At 70.5% G+C, this 18,577-nt stretch carries 13 protein-coding genes; 2 read left to right on the forward strand and 11 right to left on the reverse strand.

All coding sequences use genetic code 11. From position 1 onward, the window contains the following. Positions 1-65: 65 nt before the first annotated feature. The 10 genes from ABZS66_RS02095 to ABZS66_RS02140 form a co-directional block, all read right to left on the reverse strand. Positions 66-1,745, reverse strand: coding sequence for a S8 family serine peptidase (locus ABZS66_RS02095; protein WP_354754325.1), 1,680 nt, complete (start codon positions 1,743-1,745; stop codon positions 66-68). A gap of 127 nt (positions 1,746-1,872) precedes the next feature. Further along, positions 1,873-2,109 (reverse strand): hypothetical protein, encoded by a 237-nt coding sequence (locus tag ABZS66_RS02100; RefSeq protein WP_354754238.1) that lies wholly within the window; start codon positions 2,107-2,109, stop codon positions 1,873-1,875. A gap of 79 nt (positions 2,110-2,188) precedes the next feature. Beyond that, the gene (locus tag ABZS66_RS02105) at positions 2,189-3,319 is read right to left on the reverse strand and encodes a dipeptide ABC transporter ATP-binding protein (RefSeq protein ID WP_354754240.1); all 1,131 of its coding nucleotides are present in this window, start codon (positions 3,317-3,319) and stop codon (positions 2,189-2,191) included. Between the two features lie 11 nt (positions 3,320-3,330). After that, positions 3,331-4,410 carry an ABC transporter ATP-binding protein gene (locus ABZS66_RS02110; RefSeq protein WP_354754241.1) on the reverse strand — a complete coding sequence of 360 codons (1,080 nt, stop codon included), beginning with the start codon at positions 4,408-4,410 and terminating at the stop codon, positions 3,331-3,333. 55 nt (positions 4,411-4,465) lie between these two features. After that, positions 4,466-5,467 (reverse strand): ABC transporter permease, encoded by a 1,002-nt coding sequence (locus tag ABZS66_RS02115; RefSeq protein WP_354754243.1) that lies wholly within the window; start codon positions 5,465-5,467, stop codon positions 4,466-4,468. Positions 5,468-5,605: 138 nt separating this feature from the next. After that, positions 5,606-7,363, reverse strand: coding sequence for an ABC transporter substrate-binding protein (locus ABZS66_RS02120; protein WP_354754327.1), 1,758 nt, complete (start codon positions 7,361-7,363; stop codon positions 5,606-5,608). 180 nt (positions 7,364-7,543) lie between these two features. Beyond that, entirely contained in the window at positions 7,544-8,545 is a 1,002-nt protein-coding gene (locus ABZS66_RS02125) for an ABC transporter permease (protein ID WP_354754245.1), read from the reverse strand. 490 nt (positions 8,546-9,035) lie between these two features. Beyond that, the gene (locus ABZS66_RS02130) at positions 9,036-9,863 is read right to left on the reverse strand and encodes an exodeoxyribonuclease III (RefSeq protein WP_354754247.1); all 828 of its coding nucleotides are present in this window, start codon (positions 9,861-9,863) and stop codon (positions 9,036-9,038) included. A gap of 25 nt (positions 9,864-9,888) precedes the next feature. Continuing rightward, on the reverse strand, positions 9,889-10,899 hold the full coding sequence (locus ABZS66_RS02135) for a LacI family DNA-binding transcriptional regulator (RefSeq protein ID WP_354754249.1): 1,011 nt from the start codon (positions 10,897-10,899) through the stop codon (positions 9,889-9,891). A 310-nt stretch (positions 10,900-11,209) separates the two neighbouring features. Further along, entirely contained in the window at positions 11,210-11,590 is a 381-nt protein-coding gene (locus tag ABZS66_RS02140; protein WP_354754250.1) for a hypothetical protein, read from the reverse strand. Positions 11,591-11,670: 80 nt separating this feature from the next. Here ABZS66_RS02140 and ABZS66_RS02145 point away from each other — a divergent pair, with 80 nt between their 5' ends. Continuing rightward, positions 11,671-12,201: an AAA family ATPase gene (locus tag ABZS66_RS02145; RefSeq protein WP_354754252.1), complete on the forward strand. Its 531-nt coding sequence runs from the start codon at positions 11,671-11,673 to the stop codon at positions 12,199-12,201. A gap of 149 nt (positions 12,202-12,350) precedes the next feature. On the opposite strand, the gene ABZS66_RS02150 is transcribed toward ABZS66_RS02145, so the two are convergent. After that, positions 12,351-15,485, reverse strand: coding sequence for a penicillin acylase family protein (locus ABZS66_RS02150; protein WP_354754254.1), 3,135 nt, complete (start codon positions 15,483-15,485; stop codon positions 12,351-12,353). Between the two features lie 128 nt (positions 15,486-15,613). Here ABZS66_RS02150 and ABZS66_RS02155 point away from each other — a divergent pair, with 128 nt between their 5' ends. Continuing rightward, on the forward strand, positions 15,614-18,571 hold the full coding sequence (locus ABZS66_RS02155) for a DEAD/DEAH box helicase (RefSeq protein ID WP_354754255.1): 2,958 nt from the start codon (positions 15,614-15,616) through the stop codon (positions 18,569-18,571). Positions 18,572-18,577 lie beyond the last annotated feature (6 nt).

The following is an 18,577-nucleotide window of genomic DNA, read 5'->3' on the forward strand; positions in this document are numbered from 1 at the left end:
GGAGCGGGAAGGCCGCCTGGTGGTGCGGGGAGCATGCATCGCACCACCAGGCGGGTACTACTCGTCTAGCGGTGCTCCCACCAGGCGCGGGCGGTCACGGCCGCGTAGGCGTCGACGACGCCGAAGCCGTAGAAGCCGTTGAACTCCTTGCCACCCTCGCACAGGGCGTCGAACTCGGCCGGGCGGCCCTCGTTGGTGTAGCTCTGCAGGCGCGGCTCCGGGCAGGCCTTCTCGGCCGCCGTGCTGTACAGCAGGTACTCCACCTTCCAGGGCTCCAGGCCGAAGTCGCGGCCCTTCTTCTCACCGTGGGCGCTGACGATCAGCGCAGCCACACCAGCCGCGTGCGGGGACGCCATCGACGTGCCCTGCAGGTAGGTGTAGTAGCCGCACTGGCCCTTCGCGTTGCACTCCTTGTAGACCAGGCCCTCGCCGGCCGGCGTGATGTTGCCGTCGGCGTCGACCGTGCCCTCCTCCTGCAGCACCTTCTTCGGGTACGTCGAGAGGATCATGTTCTCGTTGGTGCGGTACGTATCCGTGCCGAACCCGTCACGGAACCAGCCGCCCGGTGCCGAGACGCCGATCTGCTCCAGACCGTAGTTGGAGAAGTCCGACTTCTTCAGCGACGGGCCGAGCGACGAGACACCGATGACGAAGGGGCCCTCGGTGGGAAGGTCCCAGCAGGTGCTGTTGTCGATCGGCCGCTCGTAGGCGGCGTCGGCCGGGTAGTCCGGGCTGGAGAAGTCCGTGCGCGGCTTGCCGATGTCCTCGTGGTTGTTGCCCAGCGCGCTCACGAGCGTGACGCCCTTGAAGTGCGCGTAGGTCAGCGCCCGGAACATCGCCCGGATGATGGTGCGCTGCTCCGCCTGCGCGGCCGGGGAGTCGGCCGGGTTGGCGGTGCAGTTGTACAGCCACGGGTCGACGTAGAACGACATGTTGACCACGTCGATGCCGTTGTTCGCGGCGTGGATGAGCGCGTTGACGGTCGGCTCCAGGAAGAAGTACCCGGAGTCCTGGCCGCCCTTGAGCTCGACGAGCGAAACGTTCGGCGCGACACCCGAGATGCCGAAGCCGTTGGCCGCCGCGCCGATCGTGCCGGCGACGTGCGTGCCGTGGCCGCCGTCGTCGGTGCCGACCGGGTCGAGGCAGCTCGCGACCTCACACGGGCCGTCGATGTCGACCATGTCCTTGGCGAAGTTCTTCGACAGCGCCCAGTTGAAGTTCGGGGCGATGTCGGGCTGCGACGCGTCGACGCCGGTGTCCAGGATGCCGACGGTCACGCGCTTGTCGCCCGCGTTGACCTTCCGCGCCTTGTCGGACTTGACCGTCGTGAGGCCCCACAGCTTGTCGTCGAGCGGGTCCATGCCGGCCGTGGTCGGCTTCTTCCCGCCCTTCTTCGCCGCGGCGACCGCCTTCTCCACGTCCACCGGCTGCTGCTTCTTGGGCGCCTTGCCGATCGCCGTGCGGTGCGTCGCGCCGACGAGCTGCCCGGAGGCGGCCGCCTTCTCGACGAAGCCGCTCTGCGCAGCCGTGACGGTGTACATCCCCACCGTCTCGTTGGTCGCGGTGATCGTGCCGCCGGCCTTCTTGATGGCGGCAACGGCGTCAGCCGCCGAGACGTTGTCCGCGGCGACGACCGTGTACTCGGTCGTCGCAACGGGCGCGGCGCTCGCCGGAGACGACAAGCCCGCGCCGGTCACCGTCAATGCGGCCGCGAATGCGACCACACCGGTGAGCCTCTTGTTCAATCCCACATGTCCTCCCTGGTCGAGGGGATGGGGATATCAGACCTGACGACGGCCCTATGGCGGAAGTCATGCAAGGGTTCCGCAACCAAGTCGAGGGTCGGTTCGTCGCACCTGAGGACGACAGTCGTCAGACCATTCGCTCCACCGCGGCCTTTGCCTCCGCCAGGCTCACGCCGGTGACCTGCCGATAGATCTTGATGGCCAGGATCAGGTTGTGCTTGCGCAGCGCGTCGCTGAACTCGGGCGGCAGGTCGCGCGGGACGTCGATCTGCTCGGCGAGCTGCGGGTCGATGCCGAGGTGGCGGTACAGGAAGGCGATCTGGCGCTCGAGGCGAGCGATCCGGGCGATGTCGACGGCGTCCATGGACGGAAACCTAGGTTCAACCGGGGAAAAACAAAGTCGGGGAGCCGCCAGTGGCGACTCCCCGACCATGAACACACCGTCAGGCGATCGGCTCCGCGAACGGGTCCTCGGCCGTGTCGATCGGGATCTCCGCCGCGGCGGCGCGGGCCGCCTGGGCGCCCTTCGAGCTGCGGTCCTCGTCGGTGATGGGGAAGTGGCAGGCGACCGTCTGCCCGGGCAGCAGCTCGCGCAGCTGCGGCTCCTCCGTGGCGCAGAGATCCTGCGCCTTCCAGCACCGGGTGCGGAAGCGGCAGCCGGACGGCGGGTCGATCGGGCTCGGCACGTCGCCGGTCAGCAGGACCCGCTCCCGCTGCGCCTTGTCCCGCCGGTCCGGGTCCGGCACCGGCACCGCGGACAGCAGCGCGAACGTGTACGGGTGCAGCGGTGTCTTGTAGAGCCCGTCCCGGTCGCCGACCTCGACGACCTTGCCGAGGTACATGACCGCGACCCGGTCCGAGATGTGCCGCACCACCGACAGGTCGTGCGCGATGAAGACGTAGGTCAGGTTGAACTCGCGCTGCAGGTCGTCGAGGAGGTTGACGACCTGCGCCTGGATCGACACGTCGAGCGCGGAGACCGGCTCGTCGGCGATGATGAGCTTCGGCTGGAGCGCGAGCGCCCGGGCGATGCCGATGCGCTGGCGCTGGCCGCCGGAGAACTCGTGCGGGTAGCGGTTGTAGTGCTCGGGGTTGAGGCCCACGAGCTCCAGCAGCCGCTGGACCTCACGCTTCTGCCCGTGCGCGGTCTTGATGTTCTGGACCTGCAGCGGCGCCCCGACGATCGAGCCGACCGTGTGGCGCGGGTTCAGCGACGAGTATGGGTCCTGGAAGATCATCTGGACCTCGCGGCGCAGCGGGCGCATCTGCCCCACGCCGAGGTGCGAGATGTCGCGCCCCTCCAGCAGCACCTTGCCGCCGGTGGGCTCCAGGAGCCGGGTCATCAGCCGGCCGGTGGTGGACTTGCCGCAGCCCGACTCGCCGACCAGGCCGAGCGTCTCGCCGGACTTCACCGCGAGGTCGATGCCGTCGACCGCGCGGACCGCGCCGACCTTCCGCTTGAAGAAGGCCCCACGCATGATCGGGAAGTGCTTCTCCAGGCCCTTGACCTCGAGGAGGTTGTCGCCACCCCGCTGTGGTGCCGCCGCGGGCTGGGATTGGGTGCTCGTCGACACTGTCGTGCTCCTCAGAGGGATGGGGCGATGTCCGACTTGAAGATGGCCTGCCGCTCGGCCGGCGGGATGTGGCACGCGACGCCGTGGCCGTCGGTGCCCTCCACCAGGGTCGGCTCGACCGTCTTGCAAGGGATGCCGTTGCGCTCGACGTAGGGGCAGCGCGGGTGGAACGAGCACCCGCTCGGCAGGTTGATGAGCGACGGCGGGTTGCCCTTGATCGGCACCAGCCGGTCGCGCACCTCCCGGTCGACGCGCGGCATCGAGGACAGCAGGCCCCACGCGTAGGGGTGCTCCGGGCGCCGGAAGATCGACTGTGCGTTCGCGTGCTCGACGCACTTCCCGCCGTACATCACCAGGATGTCGTCGGCGACCTCGGCGACGACGCCGAGGTCGTGCGTGATGATGATGACCGCCGAGTTGAACTCCGCCTGCAGGTCGCGGATCAGGTCGAGGATCTGGGCCTGGACCGTCACGTCGAGCGCCGTGGTGGGCTCGTCGGCGATGAGCAGCTGCGGGTTGTTCACCAGCGACATGGCGATCATCGCGCGCTGGCGCATGCCGCCCGAGAACTGGTGCGGGTAGTCGTCGACGCGCTTCTGGGGCTGCGGGATGCCGACCCGGTCGAGCATCTCGATCGCGCGCTTGCGGGCCTCGCCCTTGCTGACCTTGTGGTGCACCCGGTAGGCCTCGATGATCTGCGCGCCGACCGTGTAATACGGGTGCATCGCGGTCAGCGGGTCCTGGAAGATCATCGACATCTTCCGGCCGCGGAGCAGCCGGACCCGCTCGGGGGCGGCGCCGATGAGCTCCTCGCCGTCGAGCCAGACCTCACCGGAGATCTTGGCCGAGCCGCGCCGGTGCAGGCCCAGGATGCCCAGGCTGGTGACGCTCTTGCCGGAGCCGGACTCGCCGACGATGCCGAGGGTCTGGCCGCGCTCCAGCTGGAACGTGAGGCCGTCGACGGCCTTGACCACGCCGTCGTCGGTCTTGAAGTGGATCCGCAGGTCGCGCACGTCGAGGAAGGACTGTGCCGCCGAGGGGTCCGCGCCGGCCGGAACGGGGCCGCCGCTGGTGAGCAGACCGCTGGACATGCTCACTCCTTTCCAGGAAAGCCGTGGACTGATCGGGAACGGGGACGGGGATCGGTCATCCGAGCCGCACCCGAGGGTCGATCACGGCGTAGAGCAGGTCGACGATCATGTTCGCCATGACGATGAAGAAGGCGCCGAACAGGGTCACGCCCAGGATGATCGGCAGGTCCTTCTCGGTCACGGCGTCGATGGACAGCCGTCCGATGCCCGGGAGGCTGAAGACGCTCTCGGTGAGGATGGCGCCGCCCAGCAGGCCGCCGAGGTCGAGACCGAAGATCGTGACGATGGGCGTCAGCACGGACCGCATGGCGTGCTTCGCGATCACGACCCGCTCCTTCAGACCCTTGGCGCGGGCGGTGCGGATGTAGTCCTCGCTGATCGTCTCCAGCATCGTGGCGCGCGTGAGCCGCGTGTAGGTGGCGGCGTAGAGCAGCGCCAGGCTGACCCAGGCGAGGAAGAGCTTGTTGGCCCAGCCGAGCGGGTCGTCGACGAAGTTGATGTACTCGCCGCCCTGGAAGATGGGCCACTGGTGCACGAACAGTGCCTGGAACACCAGGCCGGTGAAGTAGATGGGGAGCGAGACGCCGGCGAGAGCGATGATCATCGCCGCTCGGTCCCAGATGGTGCCGCGTTTCAGGGCGGAGATGACGCCGCCGAGCACGCCGCCGACGAGCCAGATGACGGCGGCGCCGAGGGCGAGCGAGATGGTGACCGGGAGCCGGTCGATGAGCAGCGGCCACACCTCGCGGTCGGTGCGGAAGGAGTAGCCGAAGCAGGGGGCCGAGCAGTGGGTGATCGTCGGGCCGCTGTTGAAGTCGCGGCCGGCGACGATGCCCTTCGCGAAGCGCGCGTACTGGACGTAGATCGGCTTGTCGAGGCCGAGCTTGACACGGGTCGCTTCGACGTCGGCCGGGGTCGCCGTCTTCCCGACGTACATTTCGGCAGGATCGGCCCCGGTCGCCTTCGGGATCAGGAAGAAGATCGCGAACGTGACGATCGAGACGGCCACAAGAAGCAGTGCCGCGGTGACCAGGCGGCGCAGAATGTAGTTGATCACGTGTGCGGCCTGACGCCGGCCGGATTGACGGGGTTCCCGTCGCACCGGCCGGCGCCGTGGCCATCACCTGCCTTCTGAACTCGTGAAGGGCGGGTTACCGGCTTTCAGGCTTGAAGCAGCTCCGGTGAAGCCAGGGGGTCAGGAGACGCCCAGGCTGCCGAAGTCGTACATGCCGTAGTACTTCGTCACGAACACGTTCGTGACCCGCGGGTTGCGGTAGTTGAGGGCCTTGTCGTACACGAACGGCACCATAACGGCCTCGTCCATGACGATCTTGTTGATCTGGCCCCAGATCTCGGCGGCCTTCGCGGCGTCCGTCTCGGCCTTGGCCTTGTCGATCAGGCTGTTGACCTCGGCGTTGTCCAGCTCGGCGTAGTTGTTGTTACCCGACGGGGTGATGCCACGGCCGTCGACCAGCACCTGGAGGAAGCCGTAACCGGTCGGGAAGTCGGCGCCCCAGCCGGCCATCATGAGGCCGTAGCCCTTGGCGTGCGTGTTGGACGGCGCGCCGATGGTCGAGCGGAAGTACAGCGAGGCGTCGGTCGGGTCGAGGCGGGCGTTGATGCCCACGTTCTTCAGCGCGGCCTGCAGCGCCTCGGCCGTCTTCGGCTCCTTGCCCGAGTTACGGGTCGCGATGACCGTGTCGAAGCCGTCCGGCTTGCCGCAGAGCTTCAGCTCTTCCTTGGCCTTGTCGATCTGCGGCTTGCCCGACTTGGTGTTGTACGGGTCCAGGTTCGGGTCGTGGCCACCGATCGTCGGCGGCAGCATGTTGGTGGCGATGTCGCCACCAGCGTCCTCGCCACCACGCGCGGTCTGCATCGTGGTCTTGTCGGTCGCGTACTGCACGGCCTTGCGGCAGTGGATGTTGTCGAACGGCGCGACCTTGGTGTTGATCGAGAAGTAGCGGATGAAGCCCGTGTTCGGGGTGTCCGCGTTCTTCTTCTTGTCGGCGTCGAGCAGGACCTTGGCCTGCGCACCCTGCTGGACACCGGTCTGCGCGACGTCGATGTCAGCGGTGCCGGAGATCAGCTGGTTGTCGATCTCCTCCGGCGCGGTGCCGATGGTCAGCTCGATCGAGTCCGGCAGCGCCTTGCGCACGGTGTCGGTCTTGGCGTCCCAGTTCTCGTTGCGGACCAGGACGGCCTTCTTGCCGGCGTCGTACGACTGGAACTTGTACGGGCCCGACGAGACCGGCTTGTCACCGTACTTGACGCCGGTGTCCTTGTCCTTCGGCACCGGGGCCGAGCCCGGCATCGCCAGCAGGTAGTTGAAGTCCGACAGCGGGTCCTTCAGCGTGAACACGATGGTCTTGTCGTCGGGCGTCTGCACCGACTTCAGGCCCAGCTTGTCCGGGTCGGTGTCCTTGTACGGGCCGGGGTAGTTCTGGCCCTGGTCGAGGACGTCCTTCAGGTACGGCGGGCCACCGGAGAGGATGTCCGTGGCGAAGTTGCGCTCGATGCCGTACTTGATGTCCTTCGAGGTGATCGGCGAGCCGTCCTCGAACTTCAGGCCGTCCTTCAGCGTGAAGGTGTACTTCTTGCCGCCGTCCTCGATCTTCGGGAGGTCGGTGGCGAGGTCGCCGACGAGCTTCAGGCCGTCGTCACCGGGCTTGGCCTCGTTGGTGAGCAGCGTGCGGGCGTAGTAGCCCTTGCTGAAGTTCCACACCCAGGCGTAGTAGGCGCGAGCGCCGTCCCACGAGTCCGGGTCGTCGTGGGACTGGAGCTTGAGGGTGCCACCCTTCTTGTCGGAAGGGTTCACGACGCCCTTGGTGGCGGCGTTGAAGCCGGTCTCACCCTTGGTCTCGGTGGTCGTGGGCTTGTCCTCGCCGCCTGACCCACAGGCGGACAACACCAGGGCGATAGCGGTCGAACCCGCCACCAGCGCCCCTGTCCTCATTCTCACTGGGTTTCCCTCCTTGTTTGGCGCGACCCGCCGAGGGACGGGCCGTCCGAGCTGTGCTTGTGGTGCTGCTGTGCGAGTGAAGTTCGGGAATGGCGCACAGGGTTCGACCAGGCTGCGGGGGCGGGGCCGGACGACGTGCGGGGGTGGACGAGGTAAGGCCCGAAGGCCTACCGGCTAGCGGTTGGCCTTCGGGTCGAGCGCGTCGCGCAGGCCGTCGCCGAAGAGGTTGAAGGCGAGGACCATGAGGAAGATGGCGATGCCCGGGACGAACATGTACATCGGGTCGTACTCGTAGAAGTTCACGGCGTCGGAGAGCAGGCGGCCCCACGAGGGAGTGGGCGGGAGCACGCCGACACCGAGGAACGACAACGCGGCCTCGAAGAGAATGTTGCTCGGGATGATCAGGGTCGCGTAGACCAGGATCGGCGCCACGAGGTTCGGCAGCAGCTCGCGGAAGAGGATCCGCGTCGAGCCGGCGCCGATGCTGCGGGCGGCCTCGACGAACTCGCGTTCTCGGAGGGAGAGGGTCTGGCCGCGGACGATGCGTCCGATGTAGGGCCAGCTGAAGAACGCGATGACGCCGATGACGACGCCGATGCGCCAGCCGGTGCTCGGCGGCACGACCGAGATCAGGGCGATCGAGAACAGCAGGTACGGGAAGGCCAGGATCAGGTCCATCAGGCGGCTGATGCCGCTGTCGACGATCCCGCCGAAGTAGCCGGCGACGACGCCCAGCACCACGCCGAGGAGCACCGCGACGATGGTGGCCGAGAGCGCCACCAGCAGCGACACCCGCGCGCCGTAGATGATCTGGGAGAACAGGTCGCGGCCGGTGACCGGCTGGACGCCGAGCAGGAACTCCCTGCTGATGCCGCCCCAGGTGCCGGGGGTCGGAATGCCGCCCAGCGAGGGGTCGATCTTGTCCTGGTGGAAGTCGTTGACCGGGTGACCGAACGCCTTGTTCAGCAGCGGGGCGAATACGGCGATCAGCACCAGGAAGACGATGAATCCGGCACCGAACAGCGCGACCTTGTCGCGCTTGAGGCGGGTCCAGGCGATCTGGCCGAGCGAACGACCCTCGATCGCCTTCGCGGGAACACCGGACGGTGTGGCGGTCGCCTCTTCGACACTCGGCACCTGCTCGTCGCTCTTGGACGTGACGGGTCCCATAGTCATGGGCGTGGTGCCCCTCTCCCCGGCCGCCTGCCCGTCTACAAAGCCCGCCAGCGATGGCCGGCGCAGCATGGAACGGCGCGTCGGCCAGACCGGGGCCCGTGGCAGTCAGCAGCCGATCGGCTGTGTCTTCGTGGACTCCTGGTGCCCCATCCGCAGGTTCGGTCCACGGGCAGAGCGTGCACGAAGCCGACTTGGTGGTGTCGCCTTCGTTGGAGGAACCCTGTCTCCCGTTCGGCCGATCGTCAAGGGTCACCCCCCGTCCTGTAACCAAGTCCACGCCGCGCCGTGATGAGGGCGTGATCCAAGCTCAGCGACTTTTGGATCAAAAGCCACCGAAGGGGATGAAATATCGCAAGATCGTAACGATGTGATCACGCTCCGTGGCGGAAATGCCCGTCGAAGACTGGCGAGAACGGGCTATCCAGGACGATCATTGATCGTTTCACACTTAACAGTACGGCCCGGACAGCGTCATGGTGACACAGCGTACTCAAACATTGAAGTCGATCACAACTGGCGCGTGATCCGAGGGGCCTTTGCCCTTCCGCGCCTCGCGGTCGATGTACGCGCTCGTGACCGCGTCCGCTATCGACGGGCTCGCGTAGACCAGATCGATCCGCATGCCCTTGTCCTGATGGAACATGCCTGCCCGGTAATCCCAGTACGTGAATGGGTTGGGGCCTTTCATCGGTTTCGGCACGATGTCGGCCAGCCCGGTGTCCCGCAGGGCGGCGAGCGCGTCGCGCTCCGGCTTGGTGACGTGGGTGGCGCCCACGAATGCGGCCGGGTCGAAGACGTCGGAGTCGGCCGGCGCGACGTTGAAGTCGCCGCAGACGGCGACCGGCGGCCCGGCGGCGAGGTCGGCCGCCAGCGCGACGCGCAGCGCCTCGAGCCAGGTGAGCTTGTACCCGTAGTGCGCCGACTCCGGGGTGCGGCCGTTCGGCACGTAGACCGACCAGACCCGCACGCCGCCGCAGACCGCCGACACGGCCCGGGCCTCCCGGCGCGGCTCGTCGAACAGCGCCTCAGCGGCTTCATCGGAACCACCCGGCTCGCCGGCCCAGCCGGGGTCGCCGTCGAAGCCGCGCCGGACGTCGTCGAGGCCGACCCGGGACAGCAGGGCGACGCCGTTCCACCGGCCCTCGCCGTGGTGAGCCACCGTGTACCCCAGCTCGCCCACCTCGGCGGCCGGGAACGCGTCGGCGGCGACCTTGGTCTCCTGCACGCAGAGGACGTCGGGGCGGGCCTGTGGAAGCCACTCCAGCAGGCGGGGCAGCCGGGCCTTCACGGAGTTCACGTTCCAGGTGGCAAGTCTCACGACTGCCACAATGCCACAGGGCCCTTTATGCGGAGTCGCGCTTCACCAGCTCGGTGGGGAGCAGCAGGACGGGCTCGATCTGCTCGCCGGCCGCCATCCGCAGCACCTGGCGGGCGGCCATGCGGCCCAGGTCGGTGATCGGCTGGCGGACCGTGGTGAGCGGCGGCTCGGTGTCGCGGGCGAAGTCCATGTCGTCGAAGCCGACCACGGCCACGTCGTCGGGCACCCGGCGGCCCGCCTGGCGCAGCGAGCGCAGCGCACCGTCGGCCATCGCGTCGGAGGCGGCGAAGACCGCGTCGAGGGTCGGGTCGTCCTCCAGCAGCTGGGTCATCGCCAGCGCGCCGGACTGCCGGGTGAAGTCGCCGACCGCGACCAGCGAGCGCCGGCTGGCGTCGTGCATGGCCGAGCGGTACCCCTTGAGGCGGTCGATGCCGGCGCTCATGTCCTGCGGCCCGGAGATCGTGGCGATCCGCCGCCGGCCGGTGTCGAGCAGCAGGTTGACCGCGGCCCGGGCGGCGGCCTCGTTGTCGACGTCGACGTAGGGCACCGACGACTGGATGAGCAGCCGGCCGTTGCACACCACCGGCACGCCGGCCCGGCTGAGCCGCTCGGGCAGCGGGTCGGCGCCGTGCATGGAGAAGATGATCGCGCCGTCGACGTGGCCGCCGGTCGCGTAGCGCTCGACCCGGTCGTGGCTGGGCCCGGACGGGCCGACCATCATCAGCACCAGCTGCTTGTCGACCGCCTCCAGCTCCAGGCTCACGCCGCGGATGATGCTGGAGAAGAAGGGGTCGTCCGAGAAGACCCGGCTGGCCGTCTCGGAGGCGACGAGCGCGATCGAGTCGGTGCGCTGGGTCACCAGGCTGCGTGCGGCCTGGTTGGGCACGTAGCCGAGGGCCTCCACCGCGCTGAGCACCTTGTCGCGGATGTGCGGCGCGACCGAGGTCGACCCGTTGACCACGCGGGACGCGGTGGCACGAGAGACCCCGGCGCGCTGCGCCACGTTCTCGAGCGTGGGCCGGTCCCGACCCGACATCACCATTCCGACATCCCCCATATCCATCTGCCGGACCATCATGACGTACGCCCGCCGATGTGGTGCGCACAAAAAGAGACGGGTGGTGGAGCAGCCCGCTCCACCACCCGTCGCACCCTCACACCGGTGACACCCTGGTCACGATTTCGCCGGTCACGATCCGCCGGTCCCAAGCCTGGTTCACCCTGGGGTGTTTCGGCCGGAGAGCGCTCTCAAGACTCGATTCATCCTGGCGTTCGACAAGCTCAATGTCAATCGCAGAATCGTCTGAGAGCGCTCTCCGGAATATGTTGTCGGAAACACCGAATCGCTATGCGGCCAGGCGCCGCTGACACGCCTCCACATGGGCCGCGACGATCGCCGTGGACGACGAGCGCACGCAGGCATCCGCCCCCGCCTCGAGCACGTTGACGACCTCCTGGTGGTCGCTGTACGGGTTGAGGACGGCCACCACCGCGGCAGCCGGGTGGCGCAGGCAGGCGGCGGTCACCGCGCGCGGCCCGGGGTCGTCCAGCACCACGATGTCCGGTTCGCGGACGCCACCGTCGTCCAGCTCTGCCCGTTGGACGACCAGCCAGTCGCCGGGCAGGTGCCTGGGCAGGTCGGACAGCCGGCTGGTGCCGGTCACGACCAGGACGGTCACGCGGTCGAGCATCAGGGCGGTGCGCTGGGGGAGGGTCGCGATGTTCATGTCTTCAGTTATGCCGCCCGGGACTGGTACCGCCCTCCGTGGCGCCTGCGAAAATCCTGGAAGCGACGGAGGGAGCCGCGGTGATCGTCTGGATCAACGGGCCGTTCGGTGTCGGCAAGGCGACGGTCACCGCCGAGCTGTGCCGCCGGCTGCCGAAGGCCCGGGCGTTCGACGCCGAGCGCGTCGGGTGGGTGCTCAAGCGCGCCGCCGGGCTGCTCAGCCACGGCGACCACCAGGATCTGCCCGCGTGGCGGACGGCCACCGTGGCCGCGGCCGCCTGGCAGGCCCGCGGCGCCGACCCGTTGCTCGTGCCGATGACGGTGCTGCGGCGGCGGTACCTCGACGAGCTGCTCGGCGGCCTGCGCGCCCGCGGCCACCGGGTCCACCACGTCCTGCTCGACGCCTCGGCCCCGGTGCTCGTCGAGCGGATCGAGGCCGACGAGGAGCCCGGCCCGCACGGCTGGGACCTGGACCACGTCGGCACCTACCTGGTCGCCCGGCACGACCTGCGCGGCGCCGGCGCGGTCGTCGAGACCGACGACCTCGAGCCCGCGGAGGTCGCCGATCACGTCGGTGCGCTGATTGCCGAATGGAGCGAAACCCCGAATTGACCGGGCGGGCACGGTAGCCCGCCGCCCGGCTTCGCCCAGCACGTGCTCGCCGAGATGCTCGTCGACACGTGCGTGCTCAGCCGGGCGGGGGAGCAGCTCACCTGGGCCGCCTGGGACGCGCCGGCCCGTGAGGTCGGCGCGCCCGGACGTCACCGCGCATACACCTCCAGCTCCCACAGGGAGTAGCCCCAGTCGGTGGCCCGGTCGACCCCGGCCATCCGCACGTAGCGGGCGGTCACCGGGGCGAACACCACGCTGTCGGTGCCGCCGTTGCCGGCGTCGACGGTGGACACGGCGGTCCAGGAGCTCCCGTTCGAGGAGACCTCGATGCGGTACCGCGACCCGTACGCCGCCTCCCAGCGCAGGATGACCCGGCGCACCGTGCGGGCCGACCCGAGGTCGACGGTGATCGACTGGTTGTCGGTCCACCAGCTGCTCCACCGCGTGGTCGGGTCGCCGTCGACGGCCGCTCCGGCGGAGTAGCCGATGAACGTGCCGTTGGCCGAGACGCTGCGGCCCTGGGCCAGGTTCGCGATGCTGTCGCCGCGCCGGGCCGGGAAGGAGACGGCCTGCTGGTACGTCGGCCGGTTCTGCCACGAGATCTTGTCGTGCGTGATCCCGCCGAGCGGCGACTGGATGATCGTGTCCGCGCACCACTGGTCGCCGGCGGCGCAGTCCTCGTCGCCGGGGTAGGTCGTGGTCGCGGGCTGCGCCGCGGCCGCCGCGAGGCTGGTGGTGAGCACCTGCCGGCAGGCGGCGAGGTCGCCGCCGCCGCAGTACGTGCGGCCGAGGCCGCTGCGCACCGGGTCGCCGAGGACCGCGCGCAGATCCTTGTCGAGGTAGCCCCACCAGCCGTACTGGAAGGCCGAGCCCTTGTGGCGCTGGCTCTGGTTCAGCGAGCCGGCGCTGGTCGGGCCGGTGTACCCCGAGGGCGACTCGTCGATCTGCAGCGCCCCCGTCAGCGCGGCGTAGACGTCGTCGCCCAGCCCCGGCCGGAAGGTGGCGTCGACCAGCCGCGGCCACCAGGCGTCGAAGATCCGGATCGCGTCCGCGTGGAGGTACACATGGGAACCCGGCGCCGTCTCGACCCGCCTGGCTCCGGCGGCCTGCCACGCCGCCAGCTTCGCGACGTCGGGACTGCCGGTGCTGCCGAGGATCCGCAGCAGCTCCGGCAGCAGGGCCTCGGCCCGCAGGTCGGTGACGGCGGCGTCCTCCACGAGCCGCACCACGCCGGCCCGGTCGAGCTTGGCGTTGTTCGCCAGGGCCGCGCGCACCCGCCGGTCCAGCAGGTCGGCGCGGTGCACGGCGCCGAAGCTGAAGTTGCCGTCGGCCGCGCTGAACCCGGCCGCCTGCTTGTTGTTCCAGCTGACGAAGTAGTCCTGCCCGGTCGACTGCGGGTGCTGGGCGACCGGCGCGTAGTCGGCGGTGTTCGTGTCGGGGTTCCAGCCCGACCACTCGTAGGCGGCCTCCGCCTTCGTCGGCAGGTTCGGGTTCGCCCCGGCCTTGCGCACCGGGTTGCTGCCGGAGTTGAAGTACCCGGTCTCGGCCGCGTTCACGTAGAACCAGTTGAACGCGTAGCCCACGTCGGAGGCCGCGGTGACGAACGCGGACGCCGAGCCCATCGCGGCCGGGTCGTTGAACGCCTGGAACCCGATCGCCGAGTCGGCCTCGTGCCGGTAGGTGGAGCGCAGCTGGGTGAACGCCACCGGCTGCCCGCCGACGGTGCCGCGCCAGGCGACCAGGCCGTACTTCGTCCGGAACGTGGTCAGCTGGTACGACCCGGCGGGCGTGGAGTCCGCGACCGTCGGGGTCCACGCGTTGGTCCGGGTGAGCTTCTCCATCGGCGTGCACGCGCCGCGGAACAGGTAGGCCTCCGACGCGCGGGTCGCCGGGGAACCGTCGACGTTGCACAGCGGCACCGCGTAGGTGTCGGTGATGTCCTGCTCGGCCGAGGTGGCGCTCCACGCGTAGTCCTGGCCGCGGCCGAGCAGCACGTAGAGGTTCAGGCCGGCGAACGCCACGCCGTGCGCGCTGATGCCCGGGCCCTGCAGCTCCTGGAGCATGAGCAGCTGCGGGGAGAAGTAGCCGGTCTGCGGCCCGAAGACGGCGATCGGGTTGCCCGTCGCCGAGTGGGCGGCGTCGACCACGACCGCGTTGGACATGCCGCGCCGGGTGGCCGCGCCCGGTGCCAGGCCGGCGGTGGTCGTCGCGGAGCCGGACGGGCTGAACACCACCGGCTGCGCGGTGACGCTGCCCTGGTCGGGCAGGGCGACGCCGGCCGCGTCCGGGTCGGCGGCGCCGTACGGGAAGGTCTGCCCGGCGTGCAGGGTGAGCGTCGCCTCCTCGTCGTTCTGCGACCGGAAGGCGGTCCACAGGCGGTCGCCCTCGACGGCGCCGTAGCGGGCCCGCGCGGTGACCCGCACCAGCGCCGACTCGACCTCGCCGCCCCCGCCGCCGCCGAACAGGCCGCCGACGACCCCGGCGATCGCGATGAGGTCGGTCAGCTGGAACGGCTCCGGCCCGCCCGCGTTGGTGATCGCGTCGAGGTGACCGGTCAGCACGTACTCGCCGGGGCAGTTGCGGCCGGACATGCAGGCCGCGATGTAGGCGTTGATGCCGGCGATGTACTGCTGCACGTCCGCATAGAGCTGCGCGCCCCGCGGGCCCTTCGACTGCAGCGCGGCGACCTGCGCCTGGAGGTCGGCCTCGGTGTACGGGGCGTTGCGCCAGATCGACTGCTCCAGCTCGCGGTTGCCGGGCGCGCCGCCGGCGAACGGCGTGAGCTGCCCGCGGCCGACCCGCCGCAGCAGGTCCATGACGAACAGCCGGTCCTCGGCCCCGGCGTAGCCGGCGCCGAACATGGTGCCGGCCCGCGTCGTGCCGGTCACGTGCGGTACGCCCAGGGTCTTGTCCCGCACGATCGTCACGTCGGCGCGCGGGCTGTAGCTGCGCTCGACCTGGCCGGCGGGGACCCCGAACGAGGCGTCGTTGTAGAAGCGGTCGATCTGCTCGGTGGTGAGGCCGGTGTACGCGGAGACGAGGTTCGCGTACTTGCCGAGCTGGTCGGCGGAGTGCGCCGGCCGGAACCCGAGGGCCTGGTGGGCCAGGATGTCGACGAGCGTGGCGTTGCCGTTCTGGCCGGGCGGCAGGATGTCGTCGCACTCGTCGAGGCAGTAGTCGGTCGGCGCCAGGACGGCTGCCTGTACCGGGGCGGGCAGCGCCACGAGGACGCCGGCGGTGAGCAGGAGCGCCGTCAGGGCGCGTTTGACTACGGATCGGGACATGGCGGATCCCTTCCGGGGGTGGCGAGCCAACGTGAAAGTGACTCGGATTACCGGATGGTAACAACGACACGTATCGCTGAATAGAGGTTCAGGAGTGCCTGATGTGGCGCCTGGACTAGGCTTCCGACGTGCTCGTGGTCCATGCGCTCTGGGCAGACGCCCGGCTCTGCCTCTGGGCCGAGGACGGGACGATCCCGGCGGCGCCGACCCGCTCGCGGGTCCACCCGTTCGCCGTCCGGGGGCTGAACCTCGACGGCGACGCCGGCGCGCCCGCGGTACGCACCCTCCGGCTGCCGACCCGCGGTGGCGTGCCCGAGCCGTCGCCGTCCGTGGCCGCGTCGCCGCCGGCCGGCCGGCTGGAGCTGCGCGACTGGGACGTGGAGACGGTCGCCTACGCGCCGGACGACGCGGTCGGGCTGCTGCGCTCGCTCGGCGGGCTGGCCGGCGACGACCTGGTGCTGGGCGAGACCACCCGCTGGTTCGCCACCGTCGCAACCTTCGCCGCCGGCCTGGTCGCCCGCGGACGCCTGCTGCCCGGCCTGGTCGGCGACGAGGCCCGCTGGCTGCCGGTGCTGACCGGCCGCGACGCGGCCTACACCCGTCAGCTCGCGCTCGCCCTCCCGCAGGCCGCCCTCGACGGCGACCGCCCGCGGGCCCGGGTGCTGACCGAGGTGCTCGACCTGTTCGTCGACGCGGCTGCCCGCGACGCGCTGCCCGCCCCGCGTCATCAGGTGCCCGGCACCGCCGGTGCCTGGGTCGCCCGGCTCACCGGCCGGAACCGGAAGGTCCGCGGCGACCTCGCCGTCCTGCGCGCCGAGCTCGCCGCCTGGCAGCGCGACGCGGTCGGCGGCGCGGTCCGGGCCTGTTTCCGGCTCGTCGAACCGGCCGAGGACCTGTTCGAAAATCCGGACACCGCGCCGTGGCGGCTGGAGTTCGCGCTCCAGGCCGCCGACGAGCCCAGCCTCGTCGTCGGCGCCGACCGGGTCTGGCGCTCGCGCGGCGCGCTGACCGACCTCCAGGGGCACATCCCCGCACCCCAGGAGACGCTGCTGGCCGAGCTGGGCCGGGCCAGCCGCCTGTACCCGGCGATCGAGGACGCCCTGCGCACCGCCCGCCCGGCCGAGCTGGAGCTCGACGCGGCCGGCGCCCACCGGATGCTCAGCGAGTACGCGCCGCTGCTGGCCGCCGCCGGCTTCGGCCTGCTGCTGCCCGGCTGGTGGCGCAAGGCGTCGGCCCGGCTCGGGCTGAAGCTCACCGCACGGTCCTCGACGGCCACCGCACCGGGCACGGTCGACACCGGCAGCGCGCTCGGCCTCGCCGCCGTCGTCGACTACCGCTGGGACCTGGCGATCGGCGACGAGCCGCTCACCCAGGACGAGCTGCGCCGCCTCACCGATCTCAAGGCACCGCTGGTCAACCTGCGCGGCCAGTGGGTCGAGCTGGACCCGCGGCGCCTCGCGGCCGGCCTGGAGATCCTGCGACAGCGGGCCGAACAGACCGAGCTCACCGTCGCCGACCTGCTGCACCTCGCCGGCGGGGCCGACGAGGGCCCGGGCGGCCTGCCGGTCACCGGCATCACCGCCGACGGCTGGCTCGGCGACCTGCTGTCGGGGGAGACGGAGCTGCGCATCGGCCACCTCGACGTGCCCGACGGGTTCGCCGGCGAGCTCCGTCCGTACCAGCAACGCGGGCTCAACTGGCTCGGCTTCCTCGAACACGCCGGCCTCGGCGGCATCCTGGCCGACGACATGGGCCTGGGCAAGACCGTCCAGCTGCTCGCCCTCATCGCCGGCAAGTCGCCCGGCCCGACCCTGCTCGTCTGCCCGATGTCGCTGGTCGGCAACTGGCAGCGGGAGGCCGCCAAGTTCGCGCCCGGGCTGCGCGTGCACGTCCACCACGGCGCCGAGCGGGCCCGCGGCGCGGCGTTCCGGGCCGCGGTCGCCGAGTCCGACCTGGTCATCACCACCTACTCGATCGCCGCCCGCGACGCGGCCGCGCTCAAGGCGCTGCGCTGGCACCGGCTCGTCCTCGACGAGGCGCAGGCGGTGAAGAACGCGGCGACGAAGCAGTCGGTCGCGGTCCGGCAGCTGCCGGCGCGCCACCGCGTCGCGGTCACCGGCACGCCCGTCGAGAACCGGCTGGCCGACCTGTGGTCGATCATGGACTTCGCCAACCCGGGCCTGCTCGGCACCGCGACGAAGTTCCGGGAGCGCTTCGCCGAGCCGGTCGAGCGGTTCGGCGACGAGGAGGCGGCGGCCCGCCTGCGCCGGATCACCCAGCCGTTCGTGCTCCGGCGGGTCAAGACCGACAAGGGCATCATCGCCGACCTGCCGGAGAAGCTGGAGATGGACGTCCTGTGCAACCTGACGCGGGAGCAGGCGTCGCTGTACCAGGCCGTCGTCGACGACATGCTGGCCCGGATCGAGCGCAGCGAGGGCATCGAGCGCCGCGGCCTGGTGCTGGCCACCATGACCCGGCTCAAGCAGGTGTGCAACCACCCGGCGCAGGCGCTGCGCGACGGCAGCCGCCTCGCCGGCCGCAGCGGCAAGCTGGCCCGGCTGGAGGAGATCCTCGACGAGGTGCTCGCGGCCGGTGAGCGGGCGCTGATCTTCACGCAGTACGCGGAGTTCGGCGGCATGCTGCGGGCCCACCTGTCGGCCCGGTTCGGCCGCGAGGTCGCGTTCCTGCACGGCGGCCTGCCGAAGGCGTCCCGCGACGCGCTCGTCGCCCGGTTCCAGTCGGCCGACCCGGCCGCGCCGCCGCTGTTCGTGCTGTCGCTGAAGGCGGGCGGCACCGGCCTGACGCTGACCGCCGCCAACCACGTCGTGCACGTCGACCGCTGGTGGAACCCGGCCGTCGAGGACCAGGCCACCGACCGCGCCTTCCGGATCGGCCAGCGCCGGGCGGTCCAGGTGCGCAAGTTCGTCACGGCGGGCACGGTCGAGGAGAAGATCGCGGCCATGATCCACGACAAGCGCGGCCTGGCCGCCCGCATCGTGGGCGCCGGCGAGCAGTGGCTCACCGAGCTGTCCACCACGGAGCTGCGCTCGCTGCTGGCCCTCGAACCGGGCGCCGTGGTGGAGTGACGGATA

Source organism: Dactylosporangium sp. NPDC005572, assembly GCF_040605515.1.
Classification (GTDB): domain Bacteria; phylum Actinomycetota; class Actinomycetes; order Mycobacteriales; family Micromonosporaceae; genus Dactylosporangium.

Coding starts and splice junctions, on each gene's coding strand:
- ABZS66_RS02100 (WP_354754238.1), bottom strand. CDS start 2,109: ATGGACGCCGTCGACATCGCCCGGATCGCTCGCCTCGAGCGCCAGATC.
- ABZS66_RS02110 (WP_354754241.1), bottom strand. CDS start 4,410: ATGTCCAGCGGTCTGCTCACCAGCGGCGGCCCCGTTCCGGCCGGCGCG.
- ABZS66_RS02120 (WP_354754327.1), bottom strand. CDS start 7,363: ATGAGGACAGGGGCGCTGGTGGCGGGTTCGACCGCTATCGCCCTGGTG.
- ABZS66_RS02125 (WP_354754245.1), bottom strand. CDS start 8,545: ATGACTATGGGACCCGTCACGTCCAAGAGCGACGAGCAGGTGCCGAGT.
- ABZS66_RS02135 (WP_354754249.1), bottom strand. CDS start 10,899: ATGTCGGGTCGGGACCGGCCCACGCTCGAGAACGTGGCGCAGCGCGCC.
- ABZS66_RS02140 (WP_354754250.1), bottom strand. CDS start 11,590: ATGAACATCGCGACCCTCCCCCAGCGCACCGCCCTGATGCTCGACCGC.
- ABZS66_RS02150 (WP_354754254.1), bottom strand. CDS start 15,485: ATGTCCCGATCCGTAGTCAAACGCGCCCTGACGGCGCTCCTGCTCACC.